The sequence below is a fragment of the Streptomyces sp. NRRL F-5122 genome (genome assembly GCF_001507435.1).
Classification (GTDB): Bacteria; Actinomycetota; Actinomycetes; order Streptomycetales; family Streptomycetaceae; genus Streptomyces; species Streptomyces lannensis.
The window spans coordinates 104564-119763 of the sequence record NZ_LMWH01000026.1; the positions used below are offsets into that span (position 1 = coordinate 104564).

Below are 15200 nucleotides of genomic sequence, written 5' to 3' on the forward strand. Positions count from 1 at the left end.
GATCGGATGTCGCAGGGCCCGAACCGGGCGCATGCGAGTCGGACCAGCCCGATCGCGAGCGGTGTCCGGCTGGGTTAGTGTGAATGGTGGGGTCGATTATGACCGGAGCCATATCGTGCGTGCCATCGTCATCGAGAAGTTCGGTGGTCCTGACAGCCTCGTCTACACGGAACTCCCGGACCCTGAACCCCGAACAGGTGATGTAGTCATCAACATCAAGGCGTTCGGGCTCAACCATGCCGAGATGCATATGCGCAGGGGTGAGTGGGCCGAGGCCGCCAAGGTCAGCGGTATCGAATGCGTCGGTCTGGTCACGTCCTGCCCCGGCGGTGAGTTCCCCGTGGGCGCGAAGGTCGCCGCGCTGATGGGTGGCCTCGGGCGCACGATCAACGGCAGCTACGCCGAATACACCCGGGCGCCGGCATCGAATGTCGCGATCATCGAGTCGGACCTGCCCTGGGCCGAGCTGGCCGTCATCCCGGAGACGTACGCAACGGCGTGGACCTGTCTGTTCCGTAGTCTGGAGATCGCCCCGGGTGAGACCTTGGTGGTCCGAGGAGCGACCTCCGCCTTCGGTCAGGCCGCCGTGAACCTGGCCGTGAACGCCGGTGTGCGGGTCATCGGTACGTCCCGCGATCGTCGGCGATTCGACCTGCTGGAGGAACTCGGCGTGGACCGAGCCGAGTTGGAGGGCCCGGAGCTCTCCGAGCGGATCGCCGAGGCCAAACAACTCGACGCGGTACTCGATCTGGTGGGCAACAGCACCATCCTCGACTCCCTTGCCATGCTGCGCCGGGGCGGACGCGCCTGCTTGGCGGGCTGGCTCGGCGGGCTCGAGCCGATCAGCGACTTCAACCCATTGCTGCAGATGGCAAGCGGCGTCTATCTGACCTTTTTCGGCAGCTTTGTATTCGGAAAGCCCGGATTCCCGCTCTCGGATGTACCGCTCCAGGAAATCGCGGAGCAGGTGGCGGCAGGGCGTCTCAAGGCAAAGCCCTCGCGCGTGTTCCGCTTCGACGACGTACGTGAAGCCCATCGTGTCATGGAAGTGGGCGAAGCCAAGGGGAAGATGGTCGTCGTCCTCGATTGACCGCCCACCAGATTCCGGACAACGGCGGTCGACGAGGTTCGGCGGGCGGTCAGGGGTTGCGGCATCACCTCGGTACCGCTCCCGTGCGTGCCGCGCCGGTTCCGGCCGTCCGCGCCCCCACCATGGTCCCGGTGATGAACGTGCCTGTGCCGTAGCCGCCGCCCCGTCACCGGCGGCGGCTACGGCACCCACGCCCCGTCGCGTGGCAGGTTGACGTGTCGCCCGTGCTCGGCTCACCTGCTCGGCCCGGCGGGACCTGTGGAGTGCGAAGGTCCCGCCGGGCGCAGGATGCGGGCGGACGTCAGCTTCGCGGCGTCGACGTCGCTTCCAGGAAGACCGGGTTGGTCAGAGCGGCCATGGGACCGAACAGCAGCGCGTCGCCCATGGTGTTGCCCTGCCCCGGGGAACCGTCGGCCATCGGGTGGCGCACCTCGGCACGCACGTACGCAGCGAGAGAGGCGGTCGTCCGCCACACCACCGTGCCGGAGCCGGAGGCGTCCACCGACTCCTGGTGCATCTGACCCTCGTCGGTGATGAACCGCACCGTGCCGTGGGGCACACCCTCGACGTCGAGGCGGACGTCGACGGGAGCCTCGGCGGGCACCCTCAGCTTTTCGCCGATGCCCGCGTGCTTGCCGTTCCCGGTCGCGGAGAACGTCAGCTTGACGGCGGACGACTCGGCGATCCAGCTACGGCCGGCGCGGATGCCGTCCGTGATCGAGTCGGTGGCGAGGTCGTCCGCGTAGACGACGTTGTGCGGCAGGCCGATCACCTGGGGGTCGCTGTGGGCGTCGCTGTTGCCCATCGCGGGCAGCCAGCGCTCGCCGGTACGGACCGCCTCACCGAGCTTCTGGTCCCAGGTGCTGACCGCGTGCTCGTCGTCGTAGGTCCACGGGCCGGTCCACACCTCCGTGGCATCGGCGTCCTCGAAGCCGAACTTCCACTGGCAGGCCACATACGCGCAGTACATGTGCGCGGGGACCACGAGACCCCCGCTGCGGCGCACCTGACGCGAGAACCGGGCGAACGCGTCGTCCCGGGAGCGGTAGCGCCAGTCGATCCATTCACCGGCCGGAAGACCGAGCGCGAGCCAGTGCCCGTTACGGGTGGTGACCTCCTCACCCGTCATGATCAGCAGATCCTGCCCGGCGTACTCGCCCCACACCGCGTGCGACGCCGAGGTGTTGTGGTCGGTGGAGACCATGAAGTCCAGGCCCGCGGCACGCGCCCCGGCCGCCACCTCCGCCGGCAGGCGCTTGCCGTCGGAGTAGACGGTGTGCAGGTGGCAGTCACCGCGGTACCAGTCGCGGCCGCGGCCCTTGGCCCGCTGCGGCGGGTACTTCTTCACGAAGGCGGGCCCGGGCTCGCCGTAGGTGAGGGTGATCTGGACCTGGTAGTGCATGCCCTGCGGAGCCACCTGGTAGGGGCCGAGGACGATGTTCCAGGTTCCGGCGTTGACCGGACCGGGCAGATAGCCCGGGGTGGCCTCGCTGTTGCTGATCTCGAACGAGGTGCGGAAGCCACCGGACCAGCCACGGAAGCCACGACCGCCGAGAGCGATGCCCCGCTCGTCGAACACACCGATGTCGCAGGAGTTGCCCGGGGTGCCCGAGGGGACGGCCGGCTTGTCGTAGGAGTACGAGACAGCGATCTTCTGGACCCCGTGCGGGATCTGCACCGGAAGGTAGACGAAGTCCGCTACGCCGGTCTCGAGGAACCCGCTGATGACACGGGTCTCGTCGCTGCCCGCCGCAGGCTTGCCACCGGTGGAGCCGTCGGCCGCTTGCGCGAAGGAGACCGGGGTCAGGGTCAGGGCTGCCGCGCCGGCCACGCCCACCGTCATGAATCGCCGACGTCCCAGCCCGCTGCTCGCCTCGTCGACGGTCAGCGCCTCGGGGTCGAGGACATCCACATCGTGTTCGCAGTGTCCGTCAAGACACATGTTCGTCCTTAGCAATGTCGGTGATATGTGCACGCTGAATGCACCTGAAGCCTTCAGACCTTGATCCTGCTCTGTGGACGGCGGATGAGCTCAACGTGAAGGCGCTGCGGCAGACGGGCAACGACCTCCCGCGATGCCGCGACGCGTACTGGCCTGGATCCCCGTGGGTGATGCCGCTGAAGTACCACCACGGCGGGTCCGGGTCCAGTCCCGGGACCGCTCGGTCCGGATGGGCCGCAGCCGTTCGACGAAAGGAACCAGCCAGGCAATTGGGGCAGCGGCATGTCCCGAAAAGATGGCGTCGCTGCGGGACGGGCGCTCGCGGACGCGTTTACTGCTAGCTTGCTCAGTGTCTGCAGGGGGGCTCCCCCGTACCCCCTGCAGACCCATGGGTCGTGGTCAGCTGCCTGCGTGCAGCGTGCAAGCCGGAGCACAGACGGTCGGCGGACCCCGTCCTGTGTAGAGACTCGCGGGCTACGGGATCAAGGCCCGGCGATTCCCGAAGCGACGGCCCCGACTACCTTTTCGTATCTGCCTGCGGGACGAACTGCACCGGACCGCGCCGCATCCCCGCGAGCCCTCTCTCGTTCAACTCGCCTTTCCCTGGGCGGGATTGCGACAAATTCCAGGCTTTCGGCGCCGCCGAAAAGGCGCAACAACGCGGGCGGACGACGCGTCCTGGCCACCGCGGAACTCCCAACCGCCGCAACATGTTCGCATGCGGCGGCGGTCCGACCACCGATACGACGTGGCGCCGCGCCCGCTCGAGGTCACCGGAAGTGCACCACCCGGCTGCCTCCTCCACCGGAGCCCACCCTCGCCGCAGCAGTGCCCTGCTCGCCATCGGCCAACGGCCTGGAGACGCGGAAGAGTTCGACGGGGTCGTGGCAGGCAGCGGGGTTCCGGGGCGGTGGCCGACCGGGATCGCAGGCCTGTTCCCGAGGACCGCACACCCGTTCCAAGCGGGATATGCTGTACATGCCGCCGATCCATTTACGGTTCAACAACATGTCGGACGCATCGCTGCTTCCGTCGGGTAAGTCCCGTCCGGCACGGACACGCGTCGATGAGTCCGGTGGCCCGCAGTGATATCGATGTCATCATCTTCCGGAAGGAACTGCCGTGGCTCCGGTGCTCGTCGGACACCAAGGTCTGCTGGCGGGAGAGCGCATCCCGATTCTGGACACCCGCGTCACCTTCGGTCGCAACTCCGACAACACCGTCGTCATCTCGAGTCTGAGCGTCTCCCGCTTTCACGCGGAGATCGTCTTCGACGAGAACGAGGGATACGTGCTGCACGACTGCGGCAGCAGCAACGGCACGCAGGTCAACGGCGAGGACGTGGAGTCCCGGCTCCTCCAGTCCGGCGACGAAATCACCATGGGTGACCAGGAGTTCCGCTTCGAGGTCGCGGACGCCATGGAGACCCTCATGGCGCTCTCCCTGCCGCGATCCGTGACCCACGGCGCCGAGGAGAGCGAAAGCGGTCCGGTTCTGCGCGTCACCGTCGCCGGCGGTGGTCCCGTCGGTCTCTCCTTCGCCCTGCTGCTGGAGCACTTCCTCGGCCCTCAGGCGCAGATCACCGTCTACGACGGCAGGTGGCGCAAGCAGGGCCGCACCATCGTCTGGAAGGGCCAGGACGAAGGCAACGTACGGCGCCAGCAGGTGGTCACCGTGCAGAGCCGCCAGTACCTGGCCTGGCCGGAGGAGGTTCGGGCACGCCTCTTCGATCCGGAGCACTACAGCGAGATGTGGCCCTCCGGTCCGGACTCGATCGGCGACCACCACCCGCGCAACATGCGGATCGCGTACATCGAGGACCGACTGCTGGAGCTGGCGAACGAGAAGCGGGAACGGATCCGCCTCATACCCACCCGGTTCGACCCGGCGGAGCAGCAGGACGCCCTCGCCACACAGCACGTTCTCGCCATCTGCGACGGCGGGCGATCGCACACCCGAGAACACTTCGCCGCCCGGTTCGGCAAGGCCGACGAGTCCATCTACTCCCTGGACGGCCGCCACCTCCAGGACGTCGTCCTCGGCCTGCGCGTGAAGTCGACCCTTTCCGATCCCATGGCGGTCCTGCTGACCGTCGCTCAGAACCGCTTCCTGCTGAACTCGCTGCGCGGCGAGGGCTTCCTCAACATGCGCCTGACCGACGCCGAGCTGTCGGAGGTCATCGGCATCGACCCGGTCCGCCGCGTCTTCGAGGAGTGCATCGCGTCCCGGCCGTGCCTGATGGACCGCGACGAACACGGCGACTTCCAGTGCTCCACCCACGGCACGCTGTTCCTGCCCGCCCTGATCAAGGGTTCGTCCCTGTGGAAGCGTGTGCATGAGGGACTGCGACTCTTCGGTGTCGAGTCCGAGGATCTGACCGCGGTCACGAGTTTCCGCCTGGACATGGTCCAGCGCCCGCGCTTCTCGGCCGAGTTGATGCCCGCCACCGCCGGCTCTCCCGGCACCTACGGGTTCCTTCTGGGAGACGCCGCCAACGCCATTCACTTCTGGCCCGGTCGCGGACTCAACAGCGGTCTCGCCTCGGCCATTTCCCTGGCCCGTTCCCTCAACGGGGCCTGGAGCGGGAAGGCTTTCCGCGACGCGGACTTCCTGCGGCACGAGGCCGCGATGTCGATGCTCCAGTACCGGCACAAGAGCCGCGCATGGAAGGCGATGGTCACCAGCGACGACAAGGGCGCCACGTGGGCCATCAAGGACATCATCGCCCACGGGATCGACGCCGCCGACGACCTGGACCGCGACGCGGACACCAAGGCCCTTCTGGAACGCATGCGCACCCTCCGCGAGAGGCTGGCGCCCCGCCTGCCCGGAATGCCTGACGACGAGGCGATCCTGGAGCGTCTGCAGACGCTGGAGCCCGCCACACTGCGCATGCTCGTCCTCAGCGGCGCCTGGGACACTCTCACGATGGGCGGCGAAGAGGTCGACATCGACATCTTCTACGGCCAGGACTCCTCCGCGGCGGCCGCCGCGGTGGAAGCGCTGGAGCCCGCCGTCCAGTCATGATCCCTTCAGGCAGTTGACAGGCGCGGAGAGGGGGCCCTCTCCGCGCCTTTCCAGCAGTACGCCGATCGCGCACACCCGTAGCTCAGCCTTCCACCCAGCGGGACCATTCGACGACGCCGACGCACGCGACCTGGCCCGCTCGAAGGCGCGCGGCGGGTCAGGCCGCCGAGTGGGCACTCCAGTGCGCTTCGAGGGCCGCAGCGACCTCGGCCGGCCTCTCGAGCACCGTCCAGTGGTTGCAGTCGAGCTCCAAGACGCGGGACGCCCGCAGCGCTACGCCGAGCTCCCGCCCGAACCGGACCGGACAGGCCGGGTCGAGTGCCCCCCAGAAGACCAGGCACGGCGCTGACACGTTCGCCAGTGCCGGTTCCCATTCGGCGCCCATGGTCAGGGCGGAACGGTAGAGCCTGAGGATGCTGTCCTTCATCGTCCCGTCGACGTGGCGGACCATCTCCTCGGCCGGCTCGGCGGGGACGTCGAAGCCCGCCACCAGATCCCTGGCGAAGGACGTCGCCTCCAGTTCGTTCATGAACCGGTCGCCCTCGTCCCGGTCCTGCCACACCTTGGCCAGCGGGTGCCAGCCGTACCTCGCGCTGATCGGGCCGTTGCCGCCGGCCCACGTACGGACCAGATCGGGCCGCAGGGACGCGACGCGTGCGGTGATGATGCACCCCCAGTCGTGGCCCACCAGGTCCACCGGTTCACCGACTCGCTCCAGGCGATCGATGAGCCGATCGACGTACTCCTCTTTGGTGGAGCCGAAGCCCCGCGGCCGCGGAGCGCCGAAGCCGGGCAGGTCCCAGGCCTCCACATCGGTTCGGGTCAGGTGCCGGCGTACGCCGTCCCATACGCGGTGGGTGTCGGGGACTCCGTGGATCAAGACTGCAGGCATGGTCGAGGTCCTTGTCCGAGCGATGCTGGTGAGGGGCAGCACGGTCACCGCGGATCGAGGCGCGCACAGCGACCGTATCTCTGGGAATACACATTGTGTCACACGGTGTTGAGTGGGGTGATCGGAGCCGATCACACTGTCTGCACGGCGGATCGCGCACAGTATTGCGGTCAGGCCCTTGATCCATGACTGAGGACGAACACAAGCCCCGAACGTCGATGGGCGGAGCGTTTGAGGCAACCTGTGTTCTCAGGACGAACGGTCGCGAACGAACAGGACGGGAAGCAGTGGACAGAGCCGGACTGGCGGCCTTCCTCAGGGCGCGACGCGAGGCCCTGCAGCCGGAGGACGTAGGCCTGCCGCGTGGGCGACGGCGGCGCACAAGAGGGCTGCGCCGAGAGGAAGTGGCCGCGCTGTGCGACATGTCGGTCGACTACTACACCCGGCTCGAGCAGCCTCGGGGCCCGATCCCCTCGGAGCAGATGCTCGCCGCGATCGCACGCGGTCTGCATCTCTCGCTCGAGGAGCGCGATCACCTGTTCCGACTCGCCGGCCACGCCGCCCCCCGAAGAGTGCGGCGCGGCGACCACATCGCCCCTGGCATGATGCGCATCCTCGACCGCCTGGAGGACACTCCCGCGCAGGTGGTCAATCACCTGGGTGAGACGTTGAAGCAGACCAGGCCCGCGATAGCGCTGCTGGGTGACGAGACGGCTTTCACGGGACCGGCCCGCAGCCTGCACTATCGGTGGTTCACCGATCCCACCTCACGACTGATCCATCCGATCGGCGACCACCCGGTGCACAGCCGGCTCCTGGTTGCGGATCTCCATGCCGCCCATGCACGGGACGGCCGTGACTCGCGAACCGCCGAGCTCGTCGACGCGCTGCGGGCGGCCAGCCCCGAGTTCGCCGCACTCTGGCGCGAGCATCCGGTACTCGGGTCCTACTGCGCAGCCAAGCGCTTCCAGCACCCGCAGCTGGGGACCCTTGAACTCCACTGCCAGACGCTCGTCGACCCCGACCGGTCGCAGCGCCTGCTGGTCTTCACCGCCGCACCGGGCACGGAGAGCCACACCGGTCTCCAACTTCTCGCCGCCGTCGGGTAGCCCGCACGACTTCCGCACCCCAAGGACGCCGGCACCTCCCGGGGCAGTGCCTGGGCCGGGACACCGCATCACCGACCGGGCCGCCGCGTTGTGACCACCGCGCCCCATCACCGGGCGGCCCCTGGCCGGTGACGGCCGCCCGCCCCCACGGGCATGGACCCCGTCCCGCAGACCCGCCGGACGGTCCCGGCAGGCATCGGCGACACACGTCGAGAGACGTACGTCACATTTCACGTCGTCACACTTTTCCGAGGTGTCCGGTCACTAGGGATGTATCCGCAACACGGCGAGAGGATCACCATGGAACCGCGTGTCAACTACTTCGGAAACTCCCTCGCAGGCAAGGTCCTGAAGCACATCAACTCGGCCAGCAAGGTGCTGTCCGAGTCGACGCTGCCGCACGCGACGCAGGAGCTGGTGAAGATCCGCGCGAGCCAGATCAACGGCTGCGGTTTCTGCACCGACATGCACACCAAGGACGCCGCTGCCGCCGGTGAGACCGCGCAGCGCCTCCACCTGGTCGCGGCCTGGCGCGAGGCCACCGTCTTCACCGACGCCGAGCGTGCCGCACTCGAAGTGGCCGAGCAGGGCACCCGTCTCGCCGACGCTGCCGGTGGTGTCACGGACGAGGCCTGGGCGAACGCTGCCAAGCACTACGACGAGGACCAGCTCGTCGCCCTTATGTCGCTGATCGCGGTCATCAACGCCTACAACCGCGTCAACGTGATCAACCAGCAGCCCGCCGGTGACTACAAGCCCGGCATGTTCGGCTGACAGGCACTGCTGTCCGGTGAAACACAGCGTCCGTCTCCGCGCCCCCCGACCTCAAGGTGTGGAGACGGACTGCCGGCGCAAACAGGCCGCACCCGATGCGCGGACCGTCCTTTCCGCGGCCTGACAAATCCTCGGGGTATTTCGCCCCGCGTCCGCCCTCACAGCGAAACTCACCCGACGAGAAAGACGCACTGCGAACAGAGGCAAGTCATGTCCAATTCCACAGCCCGGAACTTCATGGACCGTGTGGTAATCGTCACCGGGGCCGGATCGGGAATCGGCCGCGCCACGGCCATCGCCTTCGCGGAGTCGGGGGCCCACGTCCTCGGCGTGGGACGCCGAAAGGATGCTCTGGAGGAGACGGCCGGTGCGCACTCCGGCATCGCCGTCCTGCCGCTCGACATCCGCGAGGAGGGGGCCGCGGAAAGGGCCGTCGCCACGGCCGTGGAGAAGTGGCGCCGGCTCGACGTACTCGTCAACAACGCCGGTACGACCGCCATGATGCCCCTGTCGGAGACCGACCGGTCGGTCATTACCGACCTGTTCGATCTCAATGTGACGGCCCCCAGCGTGCTCGCCCACGCGGCCCTGCCCCACCTGAGCGACTCCGCGGGTTCCATCGTCAACGTCTCGAGCACCTACGGCCACCGCCCCCTGCCCGGTGGAGCCCACTACGCCGCCACCAAGAGCGCTCTGGAGCAACTGACGCGAAGCTGGGCTCTCGAACTCGCGTCGACGGGGGTACGCGTGAACGCGATCGCCCCGGGCCCCACCGAGACGGACGTTCTGGCCGCGGCCGGCCTCCCCCAGGACACGATCAACGAGATACGCAGCGCGGAGCGCGAACGCATCCCGGTGGGCCGTCTCGGTGACCCCAAGGACGTCGCCGACTGGATCCTGCGTCTGGCCGACCCCCGGGACACGCACCTCACCGGCCAGATCCTCACGATCGACGGCGGACTCGAACTCGTCTGATCCGGCAAGGCACCGCAGTGCAGTCGGCCGGTGCGACGGGCGCACCGGATCGCGCCTTCGAGGCTGGGAATCTCCTCTCGGATGCCCAGGGGAACAAGAGCTCGTGACAACGCGAGCGATTTTCCACCACCCGAGCGCCCGGCGATGCATATTCCTCTGAGCGGGCAATGTCGGCCGACGTCAGCCCACTGCCTCGCCGGACCCCTCAGGGAAAAATTCATCACGTCGCTGCGGGCACGTTGTCACAAATGAAGTCGCCGCCTTGTCTTTCATGGTGAAGACACCATTGACCGGTATCGGTGAGCGGCTCACGGCGAGTGCACATCTCCCGTGAGCGCCGAAGGGATTACATTATGAAGGTCGTAGTGATCGGCGGAACCGGGCTCATCGGTTCGAAGCTGGTCGGCAAGCTCAACGAGCACGGGCACGAAGCGGTCGTGGCCGCGCCCAGCACCGGCGTGAACACCCTCACCGGCGAAGGTCTGGCCGAGGTCATGAAGGATGCCTCCGTCGTGGTCGACGTGTCCAACTCTCCCTCGTTCGAGGACGAGGCGGTCATGACCTTCTTCCGTACCTCCACCACCAACGTTCTGAACGCGGAGACCGAGGCCGGTGTGCAGCACCACGTGGCGCTGTCCGTCGTGGGCACCGAACGGCTCCAGGAGAGCGGGTACTTCCGTGCCAAGCAGGCTCAGGAAGAGCTGATCAAGGCGTCGGGGATCCCCTACTCCATCGTTCACGCCACCCAGTTCTTCGAGTTCATGAAGGGGATCGCGGACTCGGCGACCGAGGGCGACACCGTGCACCTCGCCCCGGTGAAGATCCAGCCGATCCACTCCGACGACGTGGCCACGGCGGTCGGCCGCACCGCGGTCGGCACCCCCGTCAACGGCGTGGTGGAGGTCGCGGGTCCCGATGCCTTCCAGCTCGACGAGCTCATCCGTGACGGGCTCGCCGCCAAGGGCGACCCCCGCACCGTGGTCTCGGACCCGCAGGCCCGGTACTTCGGAGCGGAACTGAAGGAGACCACCCTTCTCCCGGGTCCTGACGCCCACCTGGCCGAGACCCGGTTCGCCGACTGGGCCGCGCAGCAGAAGTAGGCGGATGGGTGGCCCCTGCGTGCCCGCGGTGGCCACCCTCCCCCTCGCCAACCACGCCTTTCGTCGCACCGTCAGCGCCGCACTCCGCCATGACGTGATCACCCGTGTCGCGCAGGGAAGTTGACGCGCACGCCACGCCCTCCCGCCTGTTCCCGGCCCGGAGAGCCCCGTATCCCAGGGCGGATCAGCCCTGACTTCGAGAAGCGCCCAGAGTCTGCCAGCATTCGCCGAAGGAGGGCTCACGATGACCCGAGCGGCAGAGGACCGCGTCGCCTTCATGGCAACCTTCGAGTCATTGGCCGCGAAGGCAACCGAACTGGAAACCCGTGCCAACGACCTCCGCCGGGAGCTGGCGGACCTCGATCAGCGAATGACGGCGATCGCCAACGCCCTGCACGGGGCTACCCGTTCGGCGGGCCTCCCCGGCGAACCCATCGGCGAGGGGGACTGACCCGGCACCACGAGGTCTGCTGACCAGGCAGCGACCAGGGTTCAAGTTCGAGTGCCGTTCGGAGGCTGGTCAGCACGTCGGGTGGCGACCAGTGCGGCGTGGATCCGACCGACGGCGCGCAGGATCTCGTCGCGGTTCTTCGCTCGCTTGATCCATGCCGGTAGACGGGCCACCAAAGTCATCCTCTGTCCGGTGTCGTACCAGGGCGCTCGTTCCCGCAGCGACGCTTGAACGAAACGACGGATCAAATCGAGGTGTTCGAGGTTGTACGCCCACAACCACCCGTGCCGGGTCTCGTGCTGGAGCCACAGCGGCATTCCGAAGCAGGGATCGGTCGCTGACTGACGTGTGCCACAGGAGAGCGCGACAAGACGGCCGCTCCACACCCGTGACAGTCCGCAGCCACGACACACCAGACGTCGCGGCCTGAACAGAATCCGGCCTCCGGGATCGGAGTCCCCTGGCGCTGGAACCACACGGGCGGCCTTCCCGCAACCGGGGCACCGTACAATGATCAGGCTGATGAAGTCGTATTCGGTGCTGCGCGGATCCCGGAACCGACCGGAGAACAAGGCCACACGGCGAGTATGCGACTGTTCCGCAGAACAGCGCATCCCGATTCGACCGCTCGCGCTCGGGCCCGCCGGCCACACTGTCAGAGGCGGACGGAAGTCAAGATCACGCCGAAAAGCGCCTTCGAGATCGTGGGTACAGGCGTAGTACCCGACCCCGTGCAGTCCCGCCCCTCCCCTCCGCCGGTCGGCCCCTGGCACGCACAAGGTCCTGGGCTCAGGCGGGTCGCGGAAATGCGCCACGTCGGTCGGACGGTCGGCTCGACCGTTCAGCGGGCTCTCATCTTCCCGTCGCACACTGTCGTCCTATGCACGAATGAGTCGGACGGCGCGCTCCGCTTCCCGCGGGCCTCTGGAAAGTCTCGGCGGTCAGCCGACCGGTGGGCTGCGATGATGCGACGTGCCTGCTGGGGAGTGGCGGGTGCCACGAAGTGAGTACTCGGGGGATCGACCGACATGAAGAGCCCGTTCCGGCGCCTGACCCTGCGGCTGCGGCTTGGGCTGTCCGCCGCTGTAGCCGTGGCCCTGGCCGTCAGCGCCGTCGCGACAGCGTCATGGCTCGTCACTCGGCAGCAGTTGACCGCCCAGCTGGACTCGAACCTGCAGAGCGTGCAGGCGCAGCCCGGCTATGTCCAGGATCTGCTGAGTCTGTGCGGTATGCAGCTGCCGGATGTCTCCCAGCGCAACCAAACGCCCACGCCCTACGTGGTGCAGGTCATCACCGCGGACGGAACGGTATGTGTCGCCCCGGGCAACAAGAAGGTCGCCGTCGACGAGACCGACCTCGCCGTGGCACGTGGTGTCCTCGGGTCGGCACTGCACAACGCCACGTCCGAGGACGGACGAAGAATGCGTGTCTCGACGACACGTCCCGACCTGCCCCCGCGGCTTTCCGGAGAGTTCGCCGTTTCCATCGCGCAACCGCTCACTGCCGTGGACAACCCGCTGAACAGCCTCGCCCTCTTCCTGCTGGGCTTTGCAGGCGTGGGCGTCGTCGGCGCGGCCACGGCAGGAATCGGCATCAGCCGCGCCGGCCTGCGACCGGTGGAACATCTCACGGACGCCGCCGAACACATCGCCCACACCCAGGACCTCACGGTTCGGATACCGGCCGACGGCGATGACGAGATCGCCCGACTGTCCAAGAGTTTCAACGACATGACCGAGGCCCTCGCGACCTCACGGGAGCGGCAACAGCAACTCATCGCCGACGCCGGCCACGAGTTGCGCACCCCACTGACATCGCTCCGCGCGAACATCCAGTTGTTGATAAGGAGCCACACGTCAGGTCGAAAGCTTCCCGAGAACGCGATGAACGACCTTCTTCACTCCGTGGAGTCTCAGGTGGGAGAACTCGCCTCACTCATAGCCGACTTGCAGGAGCTGTCCCGGCCGGACACCAAGCCGGACGAGACATCCCTTCACGTTGTCGCGTTGCACGAAGTGGCAGGTCGGGCGATGGAGCGGGTGAGGCTCCGTGGGAGTGATCTCGAGTTCATCAGTGACCTGGACGAGTGGTACGTGCTGTCCGAACCCTCCGCTCTCGAAAGGGCGGTGGTGAACCTGCTGGACAATGCGGTCAAGTTCTCGCCCCCCGGCGGCACTGTCAGCCTACGACTCGGCGACGGCCGACTGGTGGTGCGTGACCAGGGGCCGGGCATCCCCGCCGACGAGTTGCCGCATGTCTTCGACCGCTTCTGGCGCTCACCCACGGCCCGCAGCCTGCCGGGCAGCGGCCTCGGCCTCGCCATCGTGGCAAAGACCGTTCAGCAGGCCGGTGGCACGGTGACGCTGCGGCCCGCCGCCAGCCAGGGGACCGAAGCCGTCATACGCATCCCCGGTACCCGCAACCCTCCGCCGACGGTGGAGTCCCGGGACACGCGATCCGAGGCCACGGCGTAGGCGTCAGCCGGCTCCGAGCGACACCGGACAACAGGGCCGGTTCGGGGGGAGCGGTCCTCAGGCGTGAAGACCATGACCGGCAGCAGCGGAGGGCGCCCGCGGTGTGCGAAACTGCGGGGCACCGCCGTTCGTCACCCGGCTCTCTCCAATGGCCGCGCGACCGCATGCGGATCCCGAAACGGCCTGATGCCGGCAACGGAACCGTTTCACATGAAAACGACGACGAGGAGTCACGTGAGGCGTCGCCCGTTCCCCGCCGCAGTCGGCCTGGCCGGCATCGCCCTACTGGCGCTGACCGGTTGTGAGGGTACGCCCGCCACGTCCCACTCGGCCCCTGCCTCCGCCGCTCCCGCCGCCGAGTCTGCGGCGCCCGCCGCATCCCCGACATCCTCCGCGTCCGAGAAGCCCGCGCTGGGCTACGACCCGGCCGCGAACGCCAAGGCGGACATCACGGCAGCGCTCAAGGCCGCGAAGAAGGACGGCCGCCCCGTGCTTGTGGACTTCGGCGCCGGCTGGTGCCCGGACTGCCGTGTCCTGGACGCACGGTTCGAGGAGCCCGGGCCGGCCACGATGCTGGCGAAGTACCACGTGGTGACCGTCGATGTCGGCGAGTTCGACCGCAATCTGGATGTCGCCGAGCGTTATGTGAACCTGCAGACCAGCGGAATTCCGGCACTGGTCGTCCTCGACCCTGCGTCCGGCCGGATCAAGGTGGCGACGAACCGTGGCGAGTTCGCCAATGCACGGACCATGTCGCCCGGCCAGGTCGAGGAGTTCTTGAAGCGATGGGCATAGCCGCCCGGCTCCCCGTCTTCGGAGCGAACCCGTGCGGGGCGCTCACCCTCGCGATCTCCGCCCTCCTGCTCACCGGCTGCGGACATGAGCAGAACACGGATCCCGCAGCCGTGGGTGCACCGTTCTCGGACGGCGGCGTGGCCGTCTCGGTCAGGGTGGAGTCCCACGACGGGGGCTTGCGGGTACTCGCCGACCTGCGACCCGAGCGGGACGGCTTTCACGTGTACAGCCTCACCCTTCCCGACGGTGGCATCGACGGGATCGGCATTCCGACCCGCATCCGTACCGAGGGCGCCCTGCGGCCGGCGGGCCCTGCGACCACCGATGCCCGGGAGCGCGTGGTGCGCCCCGATGGCCTCGACGTCCGGCTGCCGGTCTACGAGGACGGGCGGGTCACCCTCCGGCTCCCCGTGCGCCGGGTCGGCGGTACCGATCGGGCCAAGGTGCTTCTCAGCTACGGCGCTTGCAGTGAGCGGGACGGGTGTCTGGCGCCGGTGCGCGACCGTGCCGTGGCCCTGACGCTCCGGCCGACGGACTGAGCACGCTCCGAAGAAGGGCAGAGTGAGCGGCG

General features: G+C 68.0%; 13 protein-coding genes. 10 read left to right on the plus strand and 3 right to left on the minus strand.

All coding sequences use genetic code 11. The annotated features are described in order from the left end of the window. Window positions 1-61: 61 nt before the first annotated feature. Window positions 62-1090, plus strand: a complete 1029-nt coding sequence (locus ADL25_RS05445) for a zinc-binding alcohol dehydrogenase family protein (RefSeq protein WP_234380609.1) — start codon at window positions 62-64, stop codon at window positions 1088-1090. 301 nt (window positions 1091-1391) lie between these two features. Here ADL25_RS05445 and ADL25_RS05450 read toward each other — a convergent pair whose 3' ends face one another. Continuing rightward, on the minus strand, window positions 1392-3032 hold the full coding sequence (locus ADL25_RS05450) for a CehA/McbA family metallohydrolase (RefSeq protein ID WP_107116522.1): 1641 nt from the start codon (window positions 3030-3032) through the stop codon (window positions 1392-1394). Window positions 3033-4154: 1122 nt separating this feature from the next. On the opposite strand from ADL25_RS05450, the gene ADL25_RS05455 reads away from it, so the two are divergent. After that, entirely contained in the window at window positions 4155-6059 is a 1905-nt protein-coding gene (locus tag ADL25_RS05455) for an FHA domain-containing protein (protein WP_234380616.1), read from the plus strand. Window positions 6060-6216: 157 nt separating this feature from the next. On the opposite strand, the gene ADL25_RS05460 is transcribed toward ADL25_RS05455, so the two are convergent. Further along, entirely contained in the window at window positions 6217-6951 is a 735-nt protein-coding gene (locus tag ADL25_RS05460) for an alpha/beta fold hydrolase (protein ID WP_059126468.1), read from the minus strand. Window positions 6952-7238: 287 nt separating this feature from the next. Between ADL25_RS05460 and ADL25_RS05465 the strand changes: the two genes are divergently transcribed. The 5 genes from ADL25_RS05465 to ADL25_RS05485 all read left to right on the plus strand — a co-directional run bounded on the left by ADL25_RS05465 (window position 7239) and on the right by ADL25_RS05485 (window position 11360). After that, the gene (locus ADL25_RS05465) at window positions 7239-8060 is read left to right on the plus strand and encodes a helix-turn-helix transcriptional regulator (RefSeq protein ID WP_059126469.1); all 822 of its coding nucleotides are present in this window, start codon (window positions 7239-7241) and stop codon (window positions 8058-8060) included. A gap of 300 nt (window positions 8061-8360) precedes the next feature. After that, window positions 8361-8834: a carboxymuconolactone decarboxylase family protein gene (locus ADL25_RS05470; RefSeq protein ID WP_059126531.1), complete on the plus strand. Its 474-nt coding sequence runs from the start codon at window positions 8361-8363 to the stop codon at window positions 8832-8834. 210 nt (window positions 8835-9044) lie between these two features. After that, window positions 9045-9809, plus strand: coding sequence for an SDR family NAD(P)-dependent oxidoreductase (locus tag ADL25_RS05475; protein WP_059126470.1), 765 nt, complete (start codon window positions 9045-9047; stop codon window positions 9807-9809). Between the two features lie 353 nt (window positions 9810-10162). After that, window positions 10163-10909 carry an SDR family oxidoreductase gene (locus tag ADL25_RS05480; protein ID WP_059126471.1) on the plus strand — a complete coding sequence of 249 codons (747 nt, stop codon included), beginning with the start codon at window positions 10163-10165 and terminating at the stop codon, window positions 10907-10909. 244 nt (window positions 10910-11153) lie between these two features. Further along, window positions 11154-11360: a hypothetical protein gene (locus tag ADL25_RS05485; RefSeq protein WP_059126472.1), complete on the plus strand. Its 207-nt coding sequence runs from the start codon at window positions 11154-11156 to the stop codon at window positions 11358-11360. Window positions 11361-11401: 41 nt separating this feature from the next. On the opposite strand, the gene ADL25_RS50290 is transcribed toward ADL25_RS05485, so the two are convergent. After that, a complete protein-coding gene (locus tag ADL25_RS50290; RefSeq protein WP_059126473.1) occupies window positions 11402-11974 on the minus strand; it encodes a hypothetical protein in 573 nt (190 codons plus the stop codon). Window positions 11975-12388: 414 nt separating this feature from the next. Here ADL25_RS50290 and ADL25_RS05495 point away from each other — a divergent pair, with 414 nt between their 5' ends. The 3 genes from ADL25_RS05495 (at window position 12389) to ADL25_RS05505 (ending at window position 15168) form a co-directional block, all read left to right on the plus strand. Beyond that, window positions 12389-13834, plus strand: coding sequence for a sensor histidine kinase (locus ADL25_RS05495; RefSeq protein WP_059126474.1), 1446 nt, complete (start codon window positions 12389-12391; stop codon window positions 13832-13834). 234 nt (window positions 13835-14068) lie between these two features. Next, window positions 14069-14629 carry a thioredoxin family protein gene (locus ADL25_RS05500; RefSeq protein ID WP_199839107.1) on the plus strand — a complete coding sequence of 187 codons (561 nt, stop codon included), beginning with the start codon at window positions 14069-14071 and terminating at the stop codon, window positions 14627-14629. After that, window positions 14620-15168, plus strand: a complete 549-nt coding sequence (locus tag ADL25_RS05505; protein ID WP_059126475.1) for a hypothetical protein — start codon at window positions 14620-14622, stop codon at window positions 15166-15168. The genes ADL25_RS05500 and ADL25_RS05505 overlap by 10 nt, the downstream gene beginning before the upstream one ends. Window positions 15169-15200 lie beyond the last annotated feature (32 nt).

What these genes read in the sequence shown, in the direction of transcription:
- ADL25_RS05475 (WP_059126470.1), top strand. Translation starts at nt 9,045, where the DNA reads ATGTCCAATTCCACAGCCCGGAACTTCATGGACCGTGTGGTAATCGTC.
- ADL25_RS05485 (WP_059126472.1), top strand. Translation starts at nt 11,154, where the DNA reads ATGACCCGAGCGGCAGAGGACCGCGTCGCCTTCATGGCAACCTTCGAG.
- ADL25_RS05470 (WP_059126531.1), top strand. Translation starts at nt 8,361, where the DNA reads ATGGAACCGCGTGTCAACTACTTCGGAAACTCCCTCGCAGGCAAGGTC.
- ADL25_RS05495 (WP_059126474.1), top strand. Translation starts at nt 12,389, where the DNA reads ATGAAGAGCCCGTTCCGGCGCCTGACCCTGCGGCTGCGGCTTGGGCTG.
- ADL25_RS50290 (WP_059126473.1), bottom strand. Translation starts at nt 11,974, where the DNA reads ATGCGCTGTTCTGCGGAACAGTCGCATACTCGCCGTGTGGCCTTGTTC.
- ADL25_RS05460 (WP_059126468.1), bottom strand. Translation starts at nt 6,951, where the DNA reads ATGCCTGCAGTCTTGATCCACGGAGTCCCCGACACCCACCGCGTATGG.
- ADL25_RS05480 (WP_059126471.1), top strand. Translation starts at nt 10,163, where the DNA reads ATGAAGGTCGTAGTGATCGGCGGAACCGGGCTCATCGGTTCGAAGCTG.
- ADL25_RS05505 (WP_059126475.1), top strand. Translation starts at nt 14,620, where the DNA reads ATGGGCATAGCCGCCCGGCTCCCCGTCTTCGGAGCGAACCCGTGCGGG.
- ADL25_RS05450 (WP_107116522.1), bottom strand. Translation starts at nt 3,032, where the DNA reads ATGTGTCTTGACGGACACTGCGAACACGATGTGGATGTCCTCGACCCC.